The following is an 18,534-nucleotide window of genomic DNA, read 5'->3' on the forward strand; positions in this document are numbered from 1 at the left end:
GCCCTGCGGGTTGAATCGGAAGCGCCTGAGGGCTTCTGATGGTTTGATGAGCGGCATTATGGCACACTCTTACAAAAATGTGAAACCTGTGGGGGAAGAGAGTCTGTCCAGGCACGATGGGTAAGGCCGTTGAGCCCGCGGTGTTTGATACAGGGCATGGGTCGATGTTTACCATGGTAAACAGAGCTTGACAAGGGGTGGCGTGTCCCGCTAACTTAAAGTTAACTTTAAAGAGAGGTGACCATGGCGTCGGAAGGCAGGCAATATACCATATCGGAGCTGGCATCAAGCCTGGAGCTCAGCGCTTCAACCATCCGGTACTACGAGGAAAAGGGGCTGATCTCCCCGGCTCGAACCCCTGGGAACCAGCGGGTCTACACGGCCAAGGACAGGGCCCGTCTGAAACTGATCCTGAGGGGGAAGCGGTTTGGGTGTTCCCTGGAAGAGATCGCAGAGATCATCGGCCTTGCCAGCACCGAAGTCAATGAGGTGGGGCAGATCGAAATGAGCCTTGCCTATGCGGAGAGAAAGATCGAGGAGGTCCGTGAACGCAAACGGGAGCTGGACCTTATGGAAAAGGATATCCGGGCCATGAAAGAGGCCCTGGAGCTTCGCCTGCTGGAGCTGAAGAGATGACGTGAGCGTTTTTAAGCCAGTTTGTATCATTTTTCAGATGGTTGGCCCCGGCAGGGCCGCCGGGAGGCATTATCCATAGCTGTTCAGGTTGGTTGGTGAGGAAGAAATCAATCCAAAGGGAGGGGCAATGTTCGATTACCTGTTGAGCCCGGAGGCGCTGGCGTTAAGGGATGAGGTGCGGGAGTTTGTCAAGGCGGTGCCCAGGCAGCTGCTCATCGACATGGACAACGATAAAGTTCAGTTTCCCAAGGAGTTTCTCCAGGAGGCGGGGCGGCGTAACCTTATGGGGTGCCGCTACCCCAGGGAATGGGGAGGGCGGGGGCTGGACTGGGTGACCACAGCCATGGTCATGGAGGAGGTGGGGGTACTGGGGTACATCATGGCCTGCACCTTCGGGGTGGGGGCGGAGCTGGTGTGCGATGCCATCATCCTCCACGGTACCGACGTCCAGAAGGAAAAATACGTGAAACCCCTTCTTAAAGGAGAGCTTTTTGCGGCAGAGTGCCTCACCGAGCCCCGGGGAGGTTCCGATTTTTTCGGCACCAACACCACGGCCGAAGACAAGGGCGACCACTTTCTCATAAGCGGCCAGAAGCGATTCATCGTAGGTGGTGAAGGGGCGGACTATTTTCTTGTGTACGCCCGCACCGACGAGGAGGCCGAACCCCATAAGGCCCTCACCTGCTTTATCGTGGATCGCGGGCCCGGTGTGAAGGTGGAGTATCTCTACGGGCTCATGGGCTGCCGGGGGGGGGGTGCCGCACGCATTGTCTTCGACCGGGTCAAGGTTTCCAAAGAGAACATCGTGGGACGCCTCAACGGTGCCTTTGCCGTGTTCAACACCATGATGATCCCCGAGCGGCTCGGTACGGCCGCCATGACCATCGGTGCAGCACGTCCCGCCCTGGAAGTGGCCACGGCGTACACCACCAAGCGACGGGCCTTCGGAAAGACCATCAACCGCTATCAGGGGGTGAGCTTTCAGGTGGCTGAGGCGGCCATGCTCCTGGATGCCAGCCGAAGCATGATCTACACCACCTGCCGCGCCGTGGACGAGGCCGTGGAACCGGCCCGCATCCGTCGCCTGGTCTCCGAGTCCAAAAAATTCGTCACCGAGGCCTGCCAGACCGTGGCGGAAAAGTCCATGCAGGTGATGGGGGGCATCGGGTACACCACCATCTATCCGGTGGAGAAAATTGTCCGGGACCTGCGGCTTGCCTCCATCTGGACGGGGACCAATGAGGTGATGTCCCTGATCATCGCCGGGGAGTGGTACGACGAGCAGGCCGCCGCACGCAAGAAAGGACAGACCCGGGATTGTGAAACCGACGCCGAAGAAGCCTTTGCCGCGGATGAAAAGATCATGTAGCACACGGGTGAGTGACAAAACGATCCGCCGGAGTTATTCCGGTTAAAGTCAAGGGTAACTATTCAGCTCAAAATTGCCTCCGGCGGCCCTGCCGGGGGCCAAACTTTTAAAAAGTTTGACAAACAGGTCTTAAGTAAGCCTTCCAGGCTACGCCGAAACAATTTCGACATTTTCTGCCTTAGAAAAGTTTTTTGCGGAGCTTTTTTTTAAAAAAAGCGACCCGCCGGAGGCATAGCTGAATAGTTACAGTCAAGGAAATCCAAAACAGCCTTTTAGGGCCATGCCACGAATAAATTACACATGACGGGATCATCCCATAAGTCCTCAGCATGATGCTTTGATCGTTGCTTCGACACATAACGAATTTAAGGTGGAGTATCGTTATGTATTATTATTTTAGGGCATAGCCCTTACCTGTATCCGGAAGAGTGACATGGGCCTCTCCTGCAAAAACGGTTGCCACATGTCACACCCCACGCGAATGCCCCGATAACGCGGGCAGAATGGCTGCCTTCATGCATTCGCCACAGGGTTTCCAGGTGTCCCCACCTGGCCGCCGGAGGCAACTGAACAGTTACCCTTTTCTTTATTACATGAACCTGGGAGGCCGGATGCTGCACGTTGTTCCCCACGATGCCGCCGGGGACGGGACCCCGGTGGTACTTCTCCACGGCTCCATGAACACCCGGCGCCAGTGGCGTACTCTTTTTGACGAACTTACGCCGACCCATCGCCCCGTTGCCGTCGACCTGACGGGCTATGGGGAGGCGCCCTTTCCCGAGGACCCGGAGTGTCACTCCATGGATGCCGAGGCCGAAAGGGTTCATGGGCTTGTGTACGGCCATTTGCAGGCCCGCGGTCCCTGCCATCTGGTGGGGCATTCCTACGGAGGTGCCGTGGCCCTGTGTTATGCGGTCCTGTTTCCCGGGGCCGTCAAGAGCCTGGTGCTCTTCGAGCCCATGTGCAACCATGTGCTCGACGAGACGGATCATCCCCTTCAACACGACGGAAGGGCCCTGATAAGTCGTATTACGGGGCTTCATGATCGTGGCGATGATGAGGGTGCCGCCCGGGAGTTTTTCAACAGCCTTACGGGTACGGATGGCTTCCACCTGCTTCCGGACGGTGCCCGCAAAGCCCTTTCATCGGGGGTAGGCAAGATGCTCCTGGATTACCGCACCACGGTCTCCACCCCCCTGACCCTTTCGGATTACGGGCAAATCGACTGCCCTGTCTGTCTTGCCACCGGTCGGCACAGTCCGGTACTCACCACCGCCATCTCAGCCATTTTGGGCCGCCATCTCACCCGGGTACGGACCGTGACCGTGCCCGGAGATCACATGGCCCCTGTTTTTTACGCCTCTGAAGTGAATGCCCTGGTGAAGGAACATCTGAACTCGGTGTAACCGTTTCGGCGGCTGCCGCCTCAATGGCCTTTTTCTCTTCTGCTTTTGGTGGCTTGTCTTCTCTGTGTGAATAATGTTACGTAATGTAAACATGACGACAGGGCGTCTCAAGTCACCATAATGTTGCGGGCAACCAAAGGGAGAAGGGGATGAAGAGAAGCAGAAGCAGAAGGAGGGTTACAGGCTGGGGTGGGACGGCCGTTTTTGTTGCGGCTTTTTTCTTTTTCGGCAGCGGGGTGTGTGCGGAGGTCATGGTGGCCGACCCCCTCGCCCGGGTGAAGCGGTCCCTTGAGACGAGTCGCTCCCTTTCCGATTACACGGCGGTCCTCGTGAAGCGGGAGCGGTTCGAAGGCAGCCTTGCCCCGGAAGAGGAGATCCTCTTTAAGTACGCCCAGCCGGGGCGGGTGTATATGCGATGGATCGGAAAGGTCAACAAGGGGCAGGAGGCCCTGTACGTCAAAGGGGAAAACGAAGACCGCCTAAAGGCCCACAAGGGTGGCTTTTTGGGGCTGGTTACGGTGAACGTGGATCCCACGGGCAAGATGGCCATGGAGGGCCAGCATCACCCGATATTCCATGCAGGCATCGTTTTTACCACGGAAGTCGTTCTCCGCGATTTGGAGAAAGGCTTGAGCCGCAATGAAGTGCGTGTGATGGACCGGGGCCGTCAGATCCTGGACGGCCGTGAGGTGGTGGTCGTGGAGGCCTTTTTCCCGGAAGAGGTGAAAGGGGCTGTTCACACGGTGAAAAAAGGGGAGACCCTCTGGGATGTTGCGGCCCAATACGATCAGGATATGTTCGTGATTCTTTCGGTGAACAAGGGCGTGGATACGCCGCAGGATGTGAGGGAAGGGCAGGCCCTGAGGATTCCTGACTACTACTGTCGCCGTTCCGTCAGCTATTATGACGCGGCTTCGGAGCTTCTCGTGAAGATCGAGAATTACGACTGGAACAACACACTTTACGAGGCGTACCACTACAGGGACCTGCAGCTCAACGTGGGGTTGAGCAGCTATGACTTTGACCCCGATAACAAAGGGTATTCGTTCTGATGGCGGGCTGAATGGCCCCCCTTTTTGAGCCGCATTGATGGAGCGGACCGTGACAAAAAAACCCGGCGAAAGCCGGGTTTTTCCGTTTTATCCGAGGTCTGGCACGGACCGTGTGAGTCGTGAACGGACGACGGCGTGATCAGTAAAACTCTTCACGCTTGAAGTGGGACGCATCACAGGCATCGTTGAGGTTGCCGCCGGACGTTTCCAGAAGGCTTGCGATGGTGATACTGTCCAGGGATTCGTAAAGGTTACGCGTTGCATCGGCCCAGACGGTGCGCACCCTGCATTCGTCGGAAAGTTTGCACCCTTCGGGGTCTGCGACACACTCCACGAGATCGCTCTCGCCTTCGAATTTTCGGACGATTTCACCGAAGGTGATGGCCTTGGGGTCTGCCATGAGCTTGTATCCGCCCTTGGGCCCTCGAAAGCTGGTGATGTACCCGTCTTTTTTAAGGTCGCGAATGATTTGCTCCAGGAATTTCACGGGGATGTCCTGAAGCCTTGAAATGACGCCCACCTGAATGGGATCGCCCTCTTTATGGCGCGCGAGTTCAAGAAGTACTCTGACGGCATATCTGCTTTTGCTGGATAGTCTCATATGTTTTTTACCCGAATATCAAGAGAGTCTGTGCCACGTTTAAGTCCCTGATGTCTTTTCCCTGTGTATGGTATGCTCCGCGTCGTGGCCCGGGGCACGACCCCCATGGGGCGCTTTTGGCTCGACCCTGAGGTCTCTTGAGCGGAAGCAATCCCGGTAAATGGACGTCTGACGGGACTAAAAGATTATGTTGCCGGGGGAAGTTCTGTCAATGAAAACTTTGGAACCTGGTTCCCTCTGGGGGAAATTTGTACCCATACTGATGAATAAAAATGAATGTCAGTCTCTGTAATAAAAGGGCTGTCAAGGGGCGGGCCATGTTCAGGGCGCGGGGTCCGGCACATCGGCAGAGGGGGTGTCCAGGGCACCGAGCTCTTCCGGGGAGGGCAGGTCGTCCACGCTGTTGAGGCCGAAGAGCTCCAGAAAGTGGCGTGTGGTGGCATAGATCAGCGGGCGCCCGGGGATCTCTTTGCGCCCGGCCACCCGGATCAGTCGCATGTCCAGGAGGCTTCGGATAATCCCGCCGGAATCCACCCCCCTCAGGTACTCCACCTCGCTTCGGATCACCGGCTGGCGATAGGCGATGACGGCCAGGGTTTCCAGGGCGGCCCTGGAGAGCTTCAGGGACGGGGCCTGGTGGAGCTTGGCCGTCCAGGGGGCCAGGTGGGCCGCTGTGCGGAACTGGTAGCCGCCTGCCACCCGGACAAGGTGGACGCCGCCGTCCCGGGCGGTGTATTCGGCCACAAGCTCACGGACCGTTTCCGGCACCCTCTCTTTTTCCGTTTCCGGGACCAGGCGACGGAGTTTGTCCATGGACAGGGGGTGGGGGGCGGAGAAGAGGAGGCCCTCGACGATCTGTTTAAGGGTTGGCTGGGGCATGGAGGGCTGTCTCCTCATGGGCCGGAGGCTCCGGCATGGGGGCGAAAACGCGGATGATACCGCTCTGGACGTGCTGCATGATTCGCAGGCGGCCCTGCTTGGCCATCTCCAGGATGGCAAGGAAGGTGACCACCAGCTCGGCCTTGGACTCTTTGGGGTGGAACAGGTCGGTGAACAGGACGGATCCTTTCTGTGCCAGCTTTGCTGCCACCTCTTCGATTCGCTGGCGGACACTGAGTTTTTCCGTGGAGAAGTCCACTGCATGATCCCGGTAACGCCCTGCCATGAGTTCTTTGTAGGCGTTGACCAGGTCCATGAGGTCGGCCTCCACGAGCCGGTCTTCCCCTGCAGGTGGTTCCGGCGCGGGCTCCCGCTCCTGGCGGACAAAGGTGGCGGTGCCGAGCATCTCCCGGTCCCCCAGCCACTCGGAAGCCCTTTTCATGCGCAGGTACTCCAGAAGAGGCCGCGCAATCTCCATACGGGGGTCTTCATCCTCCTCGCCCCCTGTCGGGGGGAGGAGCATGCGTGACTTGATGTGGGTGAGGGTGGACGCCATGAGGAGAAAATCCCCGGCAAATTCGATGTCCAGGCTCTTCAGCATCTCCAGGTAGGCCATGTATTGCTCTGTGATGATGGCGATGGGGATATCGAGGATATCCATGTCGTTTTTGATGACCAGGTGGACCAGAAGGTCCATGGGGCCCTCAAAGACATCGAGCTTGACGGCGTAGCGGGTACCGAAGAGTCGGTTCATGGCGTTCCTGTTTCCGTGTGCGGGGTTATCCCAGGGGGGTGAATCCCACGGCTTCCCGGATTTCCTTGAGGAAGGGGACGCTGTACTCGCGCGCCCTGTCCCTGCCCTTGATGAGTTCGGCCTCAATGTCTCCGGGGTTGGCAATGAGCCGGTCGTAGGTGTCCCGGAAGGGGGAGAGGGTTTCGTTCAGGTACTCGAAGAGGAACTGCTTCATTTCGCCCCAGGCAATGCCGGCTTCATAGCGCTTTTTCACATCGGCAACCTCGTCTGCGGAGGCAAAGGCCCGGAAGATCTCAAAGAGGGTGCACCCTTCGGTCGCCTTGGGTTCACCGGGTTCCAGGGAGTTGGTCTTGATCTTCATGATGTGCTTGCGCAGCTTTTTCTCCGGCAGGAAAAGGGGGATGGTGTTGTTGTAGCTCTTGCTCATCTTGCGGCCGTCGAGGCCGGAGAGGACGGCCACGGAGTCGTCGATCATGGCCTCCGGGAGCACAAAGTGTTCGCCGTAGTGATGGTTGAAGCGGGCGGCAATGTCCCGTGCCATCTCAATGTGCTGAATCTGGTCTTTTCCTACGGGAATTTTGTGGGCCTTGAACATGAGAATGTCCGCGGCCATGAGGATGGGGTAGCTGTAGAGCCCCATGGTGATCCCCTTGTCCGGGTCGCCGGTGCGGTTCTCTTCGTTGACTTGGACCTTTGCCTTGTAGGAGTGAGCGCGGTTCATGAGGCCCTTGGCCGTCATGCAGGTGAGGACCCAGGTGAGTTCCGGGATCTCGGGGATGTCCGACTGGCGGTAGAATACGGCGTTGTCGGTGTCCAGGCCTGTGGCAAGCCATGTGGCCGCCACTTCCATGCTGGACTGCCTGAGTCTTTCCGGGTCGTGGGAGCTGATGATGGAGTGGTAGTCCGCCAGAAAATAGAAGGAGCGGACATCGGTTCTGCGGCTCGCATCGATGGCGGGCCGGATGGCCCCGACGTAGTTGCCGAGGTGGGGGGTTCCGGAGGTTTGTATCCCTGTCAGTACGGTCTCTTTCATCGCGTTCATCCTTAGGGTGGTGTCCCGCAGGGGGTGCGGAAAACCGGGTATCAATGCAGTCAATAAGGCGGCCCCTTGGCGGGGTCACACGGTGTCTCTTTTTTAATCCTCAAGGCGGGGCTGGCCCACCGGGTGCCCCCCTTCTATGCCGGAAAAAAGGGGAAAGATCAAACGTCAATCGGTTTGCCTCGGGCGGGTCACCCCTATAGGTAACCGGCGGCAAAGGCCAGCTCGTCGTCTCTGTCCTTGAGTTGACCGTCGAGTTTGGCGGCCAGGGTGTCTGCCAGGATCTCACCGTAGCGAGGTCCGGGTTTGAGGCCCAGGGTCTTGAGGTCACGGCCCCTGATGGACAGGGTAATGTGGCGGAGCTGGCTCATGTAATGGGAGATGGATTTTTTGATGGCCTCGCCCTTTGATATGGCCATGACGTACAGGAGCAGCTCGGTCCTCAAGGGGGAGAGCTGCCGGTGCAGGTCGCTGTTGGCGGCGGGCAGGCCGTGGGTGAGCCAGGTGTAAGCCCCCCTGGCATGGAATCGTTCCTCGGTGAGGATTTTTCGGTACTTCGGGGGCAGCATGAGGCGCCTTGCTACCACTTCGGAGACCTCCCGGTCGCACGGGGCCAGCAGGGTCAAAAAGTAGATGATCCAGCGTTCGATGGGTTCGTCCGTGTACATGAGGTCATGCCAGGCCAGGACTTTTTTTGCTTCGTCCAGCTGGTCGATGAGCTCGTTGTGCCGGGTGATGCCCGGGTGGATGATCTCCATGAGGCCCAGGTCGAAAATCCGCAGGATGGACGGGATGGGGTTCTCCTCTTCCAGGATCTGACGGAACTCGTTGAAAACCCGAAGGCCCCCCAGTTCCCGGAACACGTCCAGGTGGATGGCGTTCTTGATCATCTCCCGGGTGACCTTGCCGATGGTGAACCCGAAGCGCTGCTCGAACTTGATGGCCCGGAACACCCGGGTGGGGTCCTCCACAAAACTCAGGTTGTGCAGGATCCGGATGCGTTTTTCCTTGATGTCCCGCTGGCCGTTGAAAAAATCGGTGAGGGTGCCGAATCCGTCCGGATCCAGGCGGATGGCCAGGGTGTTGATGGTAAAATCCCTGCGGTACAGGTCGAGTTTGATGGAGCTGGTCTCCACCTCGGGCAGGGCGGCCGGAGAGGGGTAGTACTCCATGCGGGCCGTGGCCACGTCCACCTTGAACCCGTCGGGGAAGATGATCACCGAGGTGCCGAATTTGGTGTAGGTGTTGATGCGGGCCCCCATCATCTCGGCAAAGGCCTTGGCAAAGGTGATGCCGTCCCCTTCGATGACGATGTCGATGTCGTCGTTTTGCCTTCGCAGGAGAAGGTCCCGCACAAATCCGCCCACCACAAAGACCCCGAAACCCATGTCGCGGGCAACGTGCCCGATCTGCTTGAGAAGGTCGAGGATCTCTTTGCTAAGGCGCTCCCGCATGAGGGAGACCACGGGTTTCTGTTTCGGGTAGTGGGGCGGAGCGCTGACTTCACTGCCTTCGGGGCGGGCGTGTTCCTTGCTGTAGACCAACAGGTTCAGCAGGTCCGTGCGGGTCACCACCCCTGCCACACGGTCGTTCTCCATAATGGGCAGGAGCCGCTGCTTGTCGCCGATGATGCGGTCCACCAGGGTGTTGAAGTCGGTGTCCGGGCTGGCCGTGGCCACGGAGGAGAACATAAAGTCCTGCACAGGGCAGGCTCCCAGGTTGTGGGAGAGGGCCCGTTCAATGACCTGGCGGGTGATGTAGCCCAATAGCTGCTCGCTCTCGTCGTCAAAGGTGGTGACCACCAGGGCGTTGATGCTGTAGCGGGTCAGGAGCCGTGACGCCTCGGACAGGGGAAGCAGCGGTGCCGCGGTGATGGCCGGGGCGCTCATGAGGTGACGGGCCGTGCGGATGGGCTTGACCCGTGCGGCCAGCAGGGCACCGAGTCTCTCCTCCACCTGGGCCAGGGGCATGTTGCGGATGGAGGCCGAGGCGGCAAAGGGGTGCCCGCCCCCTCCGAGGTCGGATAAGATGGCCCCGCAGTCCACCTCGGGCAGGCAGCTTCGGGCCACCACATGGATACGGTTTCCCATGCCGGCCAGGACGAAAAGGACCCCCAGGCTCTCCATGCGCATCATTTTCTGCACAAGGGTCGCCAGGTCCGGGATGTACTCCTCCAGGGCCAGGGTGACCAGGGTGACCTCCACCCCGTTGATCATCCGTCGCTCGGACCGGTTCAGCATTTCGTTGATGAGGGCCACCTGGGCCGGGTCCAGCTCCTTTGCGATGAGGCTGGAGACGATGTCCAGATTGGCTCCCAGGGAGACGAGCCATGCCGCGGCCTCAAAGTCTTCCGGGGTGGTGGACGCGTAGGTGAAGGAGCCGGTGTCCTCGTAGATCCCCAGGCAGATGATGGTGGCCTCTTCCTTGGAGAGCTCGATGCCGCGCTCCCGGATGAGGCCGGTGAGGATGGTGGCGGTGGCACCGGTGGGGCGGATGACCTCAAGGGCTCCGGACAGGGCGTCGGGCAGGTCGGTGTGGTGATCGTAAATGTGGATCTCCGGGGCCTGCTCATTGATGATGGCGGCCACCTCCCCTAAGCGGGAAAGATCCCGGGTGTCCACGAGGACCACCCGGCTGACCTGCTTGCCGGCAATGTCAGTGCTCCGTTTCATGTTGAACAGATAGAGCAGGGAGCTGATGAAAAAGTTCTTCAGGTTTTTTTTCTCTCCGGCATTGGGCAGGACCACCACGGAGCCGGGGTAGAGTTTGTGGGCGGCAAGCACCGAGGAGATGCCGTCAAAATCAGCGTTGATGTGGGTGGTGATGACGGTCAGGCCGTCCTGGCTGGTTGGGTTGGTTTCGTGCACGGGCTCCCCTTTTAAACGTCTGTGGTGGCCGGGAAGAGTGGAACCGGGGTTCCCGGCATGCGGGTTGCGGAAGGTGTTCACGGCCTGGGCTCGGGCGGCAACCGGTTCCTGTTCTGGTCGTCGTTTTTGCGTCTTGTTCCCGGGTGTGCGAGAATGCAAAAGCCTTGAACACGGGTCACGCTGTGGGGGCGCGTCCGGTTACGTGACCGGCGGCCTTGAAATCGCGCGAGAAATTTGTTTAGCTTCGCGGGTCGCGACGCGCATGAGCATGATATAACCAAGTGCCTTCGTCAGGTCAAGGCCGGTGCCGGGCGTCGGAGGCCTTTTCATATTTTTTCAGGAAGTGAGGACGTTTCATGACAGAAGAACCGTATGTCTATCTTTTCGGGCCCGTGCCCTCCCGTCGCTTGGGCCTTTCCCTGGGCGTGGACTTGGTGCCGTCAAAGACCTGCTCTTTGGACTGTGTGTATTGTGAAAGCGGGGCCACCACAAAGCTTACGGTCAAGCGCTCCGCCCTGGTGCCGAAAGAGGCCGTGATGGCGGAAATCGATCGGTATCTCGCCACCCATGAACCCCCGGACGCGGTGACCTTTTCCGGGGCAGGGGAGCCGACACTCCATGAGAGCCTGGGGGAGATTGCAGATCACATCAAATCCCGCTGTCCCGGTGTCCGCGTGGTGCTGCTTACCAACGGTACCCTCTTTGACCGGGAGGATGTGAGGCGCGATGCGGCGCGGACCGATCTGGTCATCGCTTCCTTTGAAGCGTCGGGCAAAAAGGTGTTTCGCGCCCTGAACCGGCCCCATCCCTCCCTGGATCCCGAGGCCATGGCCGAGGGGCTTGTCACTTTCCGGCAGGAGTTTTCCGGCGAACTGTGGATCGAGGTCTTCATCGTGCCCGGCCTCAACGACGACGACGACGAGGTGGCGCGACTTGCCGAGGTGGTGAAACGCATCGGGCCGGACCGTGTGCAGGTGAACACCCTGGATCGCCCCGGCACCGAGGCCTGGGTGAAACCGGCGGACCCGGAGCGGCTGAAAACCATTACCGAGGCCCTGGGCTCAGGGGAGGTCATCGGGGCGTACACCCCCCGTTCAACGGGCGGAGACAGCGACGCGGATGTGGGGTCACGGATTCTGGGGATGGTGAAGAGGCGTCCCTGCACGGCCGAAGATCTGGCCGAGAGCCTGGGCGTTCCGCAGGAACAGGTGGACGAGGCCTTGGAAACACTGACGCGCACAGGGCGGATCCAGCAGGAAACCCAAGCCCGGGGAATGTTTTACAAGCCCTTGTAAAGCGGCGACAAACCAAAAATTGATTGATAAAATGGAGAAAAACATTTAATGAAATCATAACCGCGTTTTCGTTTCCTGAATTTCTGTCTCAGGAAAGATGGGGCATGGCAGGCGGCCCTGCCGTGTTCCCAGGCCCATCCAACCAACCGCAAGGCCGTTTCGATGCCACACCCATGCCCGCGCCGGGCATGTTGATGCCAACCCGCTCTCCAGTTTTTGTAGGAGGTTGACGATGCCTGTTTATCTCTGGGAAGGGAAGAACAGAAAAAACGAAACCCGTAAAGGGGAAATGGAAGCCCGCAGTGAAGAGGCGGTCCGAGCGAACCTCACGCGCATGCGCATTGTGCCGGGCAAGATCAAGCAGAAACCCAAAGATATCCTGGAGAACGTCACCTTCCTGCAGCCCTCTGTGAAGGAAAACGATATCATTGTTTTTGCACGGCAGTTTTCCACCATGATCGACGCAGGTCTTCCCATTATCCAGTGCCTTGAGATTCTGCTGAATCAACAGGAAAATCCCACCTTTAAAAAGGTGATTAAGGAGATCAAAGGGGATGTGGAGGGGGGGCAGACCTTTGCCGCGGCCTTGAAGAAGCACCCGAAGCTCTTTGACGACCTGTTCGTGAACATGGTGGCGGCCGGAGAGGCAGGGGGTATCCTTGATATCATTTTGCGCCGTCTGTCCAACTACATGGAAAAGATGATGAAGCTTAAGCGCCAGGTGAAGGGCGCCATGACGTATCCCATTGTCACCATGGTCATCGCCGTTTTGGTTGTGGCCGTGATCCTGGTGTTTGTCATTCCCTCTTTTACGACGATGTTTTCAGATTTTGGCGCGGCCCTGCCCCTGCCCACCCAGGTGGTCATCAACATGAGCGAGTTCGTCCGTGGAAAAATCCTGTACATTCTGACCGGTATCGTGCTTGCGGTCATCGCTTATAAGCAGTTTGGCAAGACGGTGAAGGGGCGGAAGGTCCTTGACCGGACTTTTCTGAAAATTCCTGTCTTCGGGATTCTGATTCGAAAGGTGGCTGTCTCCAAGTTCACCCGCACCATGGGGACCATGCTCAACTCAGGCGTGGCCATTCTGGATGCCCTGGATATCGTGGCCAAGACCTCGGGCAACGTGGTCATCGAAGAGTCCATCTACGAGGTGCGTGCCGGAATCTCCGAAGGGCGCACCATGGCCGATCCCCTTGTCGAGAGCGGGATCTTTCCCTCCATGGTCTGCTCCATGATCGCCGTGGGAGAGTCCACCGGGGCCCTGGACACCATGCTGGAGAAGATCGCGGATTTCTACGACGACGAAGTGGACCAGGCCGTGGAGAACCTGACGTCTCTCATTGAGCCCTTTATGCTGGTCTTTTTGGGAGTAGTGATCGGGGGGCTGGTCGTGGCCATGTACCTTCCCATCTTCAAAATGGCAAGCGTTGTGGGCTGATGGCCACGGGCGCCGTGGGAACTCCACCGGATCGCCGGGGACAGGGTGCGCGTGCAGGAGATACGGAGTTTGTGCGGAAACTCCGGTGGCTGATGCTCGGACGGGCTCTGTTTGCCATGCTGACCCTTGGCGCCATCCTTGTCTATCGCGCAGGAGAGCGCCTTTCGTTTTTTGTGGAGCCCCTCACCTCCCTGTATGTGGTGGCGGGCTTCGTGTTTCTTGTAAACCTTCTTTACCTGGCGACCTTCCGATGGTTCCGGCATGAAGAGGCCTTCGGCGGGATCCAGATCTTCGGGGACGTCCTCGTCGTCTCCGCCATAGCCTACCTTACAGGGCTTCTCTACAGCCCCTTTCTCTTTCTCTATCCCATTGTCATTATCTGCGGCACCATCATCCTGGGCCGCATGGGCGGGTATTTTACCGCAGGCGTCTCCTGTATAGCCTTTGGGGTGCTGGTGAATTTTCAGCACTACGGCATGTTGGCGCCTCCGGGCTTTGAGTCCTCTCCCTTTGCACAGGATTTTACCGGGCAGGTTGTCTTTTACCGGACCTCGGTGCTGTTTCTCGCATGCCTCGTCACCTGTCTGGTGAGCGGGTACATTGCCGAACAGGAGACCCGGGCCCGGGCGGACCTGGCGGTAATGGAAGAGCAGGTCAAGCGGGTGGAGAAGATGGCCATCATCGGAGAAATGGCAGCCGGTCTGGCCCATGAGATCAAAAACCCCCTGGCCTCCCTCTCCGGCTCCATCCAGATGCTCAAAGGAGAGAAAGGATGGGAGCCCCACCATGAAAAACTCATGGGGATTGCCGTGCGGGAAACCGCTCGGCTTTCGGGGCTGGTGACGGAGTTTCTCCTTTTTGCACGGCCCGGCTCCGGCAGTCCGGTGCCCATTCTGGTGGCGTCAGTGGTGGAAGAGACCGTGGCCCTGCTGGAGCAGGACGCACGGTACGGGCACCATGTGGGGGTGGAGGTTCTGGTGGTGGAGGGCCTGACAGTCCGCATGGACCTGGGGCATCTGCGCCAGGTGATGCTCAACCTGTTGATCAATGCTGCTGAGGCCGTCCCAGACGGAGGAACCGTCATTGTGTCCGGCTACAGGCAGAACCGGAACGCAGTGGCGCTCTCCGTGAAAGATGACGGGGTGGGCATTGACCCGGACATCGTAAAGCACATTTTTGACCCCTTTTTTACCACCAAAAAAGAGGGCACGGGTCTGGGGCTTTCCATCGTTCACAGGCTCCTGGAAGAGAGCGGCGGCGGGATTCAGGTTGTGAGCTGTCCCGGGGACGGGGCGGAGTTTCTGCTTTCGCTTCCCTGTGACCCCGGAGGCCCATCGCCCCGGGAACTTCGGGACCGCTGTTGACAGCGGCAAATGAAATTGGTTAGGTTAGGGACCTTTGGTCGAATCGGGGCAAAGCTGTCTTGAAAACCGTCTGATTCGAGGGCGGAGGTGCGGCCCGTGCGGCCGGGGGCACCTGGGGACCAAAGCGGTTTCGAACCAGGAAATATCCGAAGCCTCGGCTTCTGAACATAATCTAATGATGATGCGACCGTAAAAAAATATGCTGCGAATGGTTCTCCCTCTCCATACATGGAAGGGGCAACCCCGGCATTGGATGTGCCGGGGCAGGGCTGTTTTTTTACGGGGCCATCAATAAAGTGAGCAGCAAAAGAATGAGCAAAGAAAGCGCACAGGACGTCGTTGAGCAGAGACGAGCGAAGAATGAAGAGCTGAAAGGGCGGGGCATCAACCTTTACCCCAATGACCTGCGGGTAACCCATACTGTGGCCGATATCAAGGCCTTCATCGAAGCCGAGCCGGAGAACACCGGAGAAGAGGGAGCCGTCTTTACCGTGGCTGGCCGCATCATGGCCATCAACCGCATGGGCAAATCTTCTTTTGTCCGGTTCCGTGACCGCAGCGGCCTGATGCAGGCCTTTGTGGCCAAAGACAAGGTGGGGGATGAGGCCTACGATCTGTTTAAAAAAATGGATATCGGCGACTTCCTCGGTCTGACCGGCACCCTTTTTAAAACCCGCACCGGTGAGTGGACCCTTCAGCCCACCTGCCTCTCCCTTGTGTGCAAGTCCGTGCGCCCCCTGCCCGAGAAATTCCACGGTCTCAAAGACCCGGAGAAACGTTACCGCCAGCGCTATGTCGACCTGATCATGAACCAGGACGTCAAGGAGATCTTCCGCAGGCGCAGCCGCATGGTCCAGGCCGTGCGCGAGTTCCTCCTCGAGCGGGACTACCTCGAGGTGGAGACCCCCATGATGCAGCCCATTGCCGGCGGTGCGGAGGCCACTCCCTTTGTGACCCATCACCGCGCCCTGGATATGGACCTTTACCTTCGCATCGCCCCCGAGCTCTACCTGAAGCGACTGGTTGTGGGCGGGTTCGAGCGTGTGTTTGAGATCAACCGCAACTTCCGGAACGAAGGGGTGTCCACCCGGCACAACCCTGAGTTTACCATGATCGAATTCTACCAGGCCTACGCCAACTACGAAGACCTCATGGACCTCACCGAGGAGATGTTTGCCTATGTGACCGAGAAGACCACCGGGTCACCGGTCATCGAGTACCAGGGCAACACCATCGACTTCAGCAAGGCATGGCGACGTATTCCCCTCCTGGACTCCCTGGTGGAGATCGGCGGGGTGGACAAAGAGATCCTGGACGACCATCAGGGCCTCCTGGCCTTTGCCGAGTCCAAGGGCATCCACATCACCAAGGCGGACCGCATGGGCAAGGTGATTACCAAGCTCTTCGATGAGCTGGTGGAACCCAACCTGATCCAGCCTACCTTCATCACCGGCTACCCCGTGGAGGTGTCTCCCCTGTCACGGCGCAGCGACGTCCACCCTGAGCTTACCGATCGCTTTGAGCTGTTCATTGCAGGCCGTGAGATCGCCAACGGCTTTTCCGAGCTTAACGATCCGGAAGACCAGCGCGACCGTTTCCTCCAGCAGGTGGCGGACAAGGAAGCGGGCAACGAAGAAGCCCACAACATGGACAGCGATTACATCGAAGCCCTGGAGTACGGGATGCCCCCCACGGCCGGCGAGGGCATCGGCATCGACCGGCTTGCCATGCTGCTGACCGACTCCCCGTCCATTCGCGAGGTGATTTTGTTCCCCTTGATGAAGCGGATTGAAAAGTCATGATAAGACGCCGTCGGCGGGGCAGAGCCCTGCCGACGGTTTTTTTAATACCTCCTGTGAAACGATGGTTGAATGAGCCGAATCGGATCGCCCCTTTCCATATCGTATGAACTCCTCATTGCCTTGCGCTATCTGAAAGCCAAGCGCAGGCAAGCCTTTATTTCCCTGATTTCCTTGCTGTCGGTCGCCGGTGTTGCCGTGGGGGTGATGGCCCTCGTGGTGGTGATTGCCGTGATGACCGGGGCGGAGAAGGATTTCAAGGCCCGTATCCTGGGATTTCAGTCCCATATTACCGTGATGAAACGTGGCGGCGGCATTGCCGACCCGGCAAACCTGCTGGATGTGATCCAGGGGGTGGACGGGGTGACGGTGGCCGCCCCCTTTGTCTACGGCCAGGTGATGCTGCGCTCCGGTTACGGGGTGTCCGGTGCCGTGGTCCGCGGGGTGGATCCTGCTGCCGGTGTGACCCAGGTCGAAGGGTTTGACCCGGATCGCCTGAAAGATAAGCTCGCCCGCAAAGCCCCCTCCCGGGGGAGGCCCCCTGCTCCGGGGGTGGTGCTCGGCAAGGAGTTGGCCCTGAACCTCGGCGTGGGGGAAGGGGACATGATCTACCTGATCTCTCCCAAGGGGATGATCTCCCCCATGGGGCATGTGCCCTCCATGCGGCGGTTTCGGGTGGCCGGTCTCTTTGATTCCGGCATGTACGAATACGACAGCGCCTTTGCCTATATTCACATTGAGGACGCCAAATCCGTTTTTCGCCTTGGGGACAAGGTGACAGGCATGGATGTCTGGATCGATGCCCCCTATGAAGCCCACGAGGTTCGCGAAGGGATCCTCGGGCAGCTGGGGCCCGTGTACTGGGCCCGGGACTGGATGCAGATGAACGCTAGCCTTTTTTCAGCCCTTAAGCTTGAAAAGGCGGCCATGTTCGTGATCCTGATTCTCATCGTCCTGGTGGCTGCCTTCAACATTGCCAGCAGCCTTATCATGATGGTGATGGAGAAGACGCGGGACATTGCCATTTTAAAGGCCATGGGCGCCACGGACGGCAGTATCATGCGAATATTTGTCTACCAGGGCACCCTCATCGGCATGGTGGGCACCTCCATCGGGGTGGCCTTAGGGGTGGCGCTCTGCTTTGTCCTGAAGCATTTTAAGTTCATCGACCTGCCCAAGGTCTACATCTTTTCAACCCTGCCGGTGCGGCTGGAGGCCATGGACGTCCTGGCCATCTCTGCGTCGGCCTTTGGCATCTGTTTTCTGGCCACCCTGTACCCTGCCTGGCAGGCTTCCAGGCAGAACACGGTGGAGGCGATACGTTATGGATGATTCCAAAAGAGGCGCCAGCCTGATCCTGGAGGGCATTTCCAAGTCCTACAGCGCCGGAGGCGTGGACCTGGACGTGCTCAGGGACGTGGACTTTTCCATGGTGGGCGGTGAGCGCATTGCCGTCACCGGAGCGTCCGGTATCGGCAAATCAACCCTGCTGCATATTGTGGGTGCCCTGGACCGGCCAGACGCCGGACGGCTTGTGTGCGACGGCGTTGATGTGTTTGCAGCGGACGACAAGCACCTTGCGGATTTTCGCAACAGGACCATCGGTTTTGTGTTTCAGTTTCATCACCTGTTGCCGGAGTTTACAGCATTGGAAAATGTGATGTTGCCCCGGCTCATCAGAGGGGAAAAGGGAGAAGCACCCGTTAAGGACGCCGAAGCGATCCTCGACAGGGTGGGGCTTTCCAGGCGGCTTCACCATCGGGCTGGGGAATTGTCCGGAGGGGAACAACAACGCGTGGCCATTGCACGAGCGGTGGTGGGACGGCCCGCGATTCTTCTGGCTGACGAACCGACCGGTAATCTGGACGGTAAGAACAGCAGCCAGATCCATGAGTTGCTCGACGATTTGAACCGTGAAACCGGGATGACCGTGGTGGTGGTGACCCACAACATGGAATTGGCCGGTTACATGGACCGCCAGGTAACCCTGGAAGGGGGGCAGCTCGTTGAACGGAATTGATTACAAGGAAAA

General features: G+C 58.8%; 15 protein-coding genes. 10 read left to right on the top strand and 5 right to left on the bottom strand.

Features of this window, described 5'->3' with window-relative positions; translation table 11 throughout:
* The first annotated feature begins 243 nt into the window (after positions 1-243).
* The 4 genes from MSL71_RS23390 to MSL71_RS23405 all read left to right on the top strand — a co-directional run bounded on the left by MSL71_RS23390 (position 244) and on the right by MSL71_RS23405 (position 4,463).
* Entirely contained in the window at positions 244-636 is a 393-nt protein-coding gene (locus MSL71_RS23390; RefSeq protein WP_180145869.1) for a MerR family transcriptional regulator, read from the top strand.
* Between the two features lie 127 nt (positions 637-763).
* A complete protein-coding gene (locus tag MSL71_RS23395) occupies positions 764-2,005 on the top strand; it encodes an acyl-CoA dehydrogenase family protein (RefSeq protein ID WP_180145872.1) in 1,242 nt (413 codons plus the stop codon).
* Positions 2,006-2,616: 611 nt separating this feature from the next.
* On the top strand, positions 2,617-3,411 hold the full coding sequence (locus tag MSL71_RS23400; RefSeq protein WP_180145875.1) for an alpha/beta fold hydrolase: 795 nt from the start codon (positions 2,617-2,619) through the stop codon (positions 3,409-3,411).
* A gap of 149 nt (positions 3,412-3,560) precedes the next feature.
* On the top strand, positions 3,561-4,463 hold the full coding sequence (locus MSL71_RS23405) for a DUF1571 domain-containing protein (RefSeq protein ID WP_180145878.1): 903 nt from the start codon (positions 3,561-3,563) through the stop codon (positions 4,461-4,463).
* A gap of 139 nt (positions 4,464-4,602) precedes the next feature.
* Here the strand turns inward: MSL71_RS23405 and MSL71_RS23410 are convergent, their stop codons facing one another.
* From MSL71_RS23410 to MSL71_RS23430, 5 genes are all read right to left on the bottom strand, one after another.
* Positions 4,603-5,064, bottom strand: coding sequence for an RrF2 family transcriptional regulator (locus tag MSL71_RS23410; protein WP_180145881.1), 462 nt, complete (start codon positions 5,062-5,064; stop codon positions 4,603-4,605).
* Between the two features lie 321 nt (positions 5,065-5,385).
* On the bottom strand, positions 5,386-5,943 hold the full coding sequence (gene scpB, locus MSL71_RS23415) for an SMC-Scp complex subunit ScpB (RefSeq protein ID WP_180145886.1): 558 nt from the start codon (positions 5,941-5,943) through the stop codon (positions 5,386-5,388).
* Entirely contained in the window at positions 5,924-6,697 is a 774-nt protein-coding gene (locus MSL71_RS23420; protein WP_180145889.1) for a segregation and condensation protein A, read from the bottom strand. Before MSL71_RS23420 ends, scpB begins: the two co-directional genes overlap by 20 nt.
* Positions 6,698-6,722: 25 nt before the next feature.
* Positions 6,723-7,730, bottom strand: coding sequence for a tryptophan--tRNA ligase (trpS, locus tag MSL71_RS23425; protein ID WP_218951123.1), 1,008 nt, complete (start codon positions 7,728-7,730; stop codon positions 6,723-6,725).
* A gap of 203 nt (positions 7,731-7,933) precedes the next feature.
* The gene (locus MSL71_RS23430) at positions 7,934-10,603 is read right to left on the bottom strand and encodes a CBS domain-containing protein (protein ID WP_180145895.1); all 2,670 of its coding nucleotides are present in this window, start codon (positions 10,601-10,603) and stop codon (positions 7,934-7,936) included.
* A 356-nt stretch (positions 10,604-10,959) separates the two neighbouring features.
* On the opposite strand from MSL71_RS23430, the gene MSL71_RS23435 reads away from it, so the two are divergent.
* The 6 genes from MSL71_RS23435 (at position 10,960) to MSL71_RS23460 (ending at position 18,522) form a co-directional block, all read left to right on the top strand.
* A complete protein-coding gene (locus MSL71_RS23435; protein ID WP_180145898.1) occupies positions 10,960-11,898 on the top strand; it encodes a radical SAM protein in 939 nt (312 codons plus the stop codon).
* 232 nt (positions 11,899-12,130) lie between these two features.
* The gene (locus tag MSL71_RS23440; RefSeq protein WP_180145901.1) at positions 12,131-13,339 is read left to right on the top strand and encodes a type II secretion system F family protein; all 1,209 of its coding nucleotides are present in this window, start codon (positions 12,131-12,133) and stop codon (positions 13,337-13,339) included.
* 71 nt (positions 13,340-13,410) lie between these two features.
* Entirely contained in the window at positions 13,411-14,703 is a 1,293-nt protein-coding gene (locus MSL71_RS23445; RefSeq protein ID WP_180145904.1) for a two-component system sensor histidine kinase NtrB, read from the top strand.
* A gap of 311 nt (positions 14,704-15,014) precedes the next feature.
* Positions 15,015-16,505 (top strand): lysine--tRNA ligase, encoded by a 1,491-nt coding sequence (gene lysS, locus MSL71_RS23450; RefSeq protein ID WP_180145907.1) that lies wholly within the window; start codon positions 15,015-15,017, stop codon positions 16,503-16,505.
* Between the two features lie 69 nt (positions 16,506-16,574).
* Positions 16,575-17,834, top strand: a complete 1,260-nt coding sequence (locus MSL71_RS23455) for a lipoprotein-releasing ABC transporter permease subunit (protein WP_246317892.1) — start codon at positions 16,575-16,577, stop codon at positions 17,832-17,834.
* Positions 17,827-18,522, top strand: coding sequence for an ABC transporter ATP-binding protein (locus MSL71_RS23460; protein ID WP_180145910.1), 696 nt, complete (start codon positions 17,827-17,829; stop codon positions 18,520-18,522). The genes MSL71_RS23455 and MSL71_RS23460 overlap by 8 nt, the downstream gene beginning before the upstream one ends.
* Positions 18,523-18,534: the final 12 nt, after the last annotated feature.

Origin of the sequence: Desulfoluna butyratoxydans, assembly GCF_900699765.1 — a bacterium.
Lineage (GTDB): Bacteria > Desulfobacterota > Desulfobacteria > Desulfobacterales > Desulfolunaceae > Desulfoluna > Desulfoluna butyratoxydans.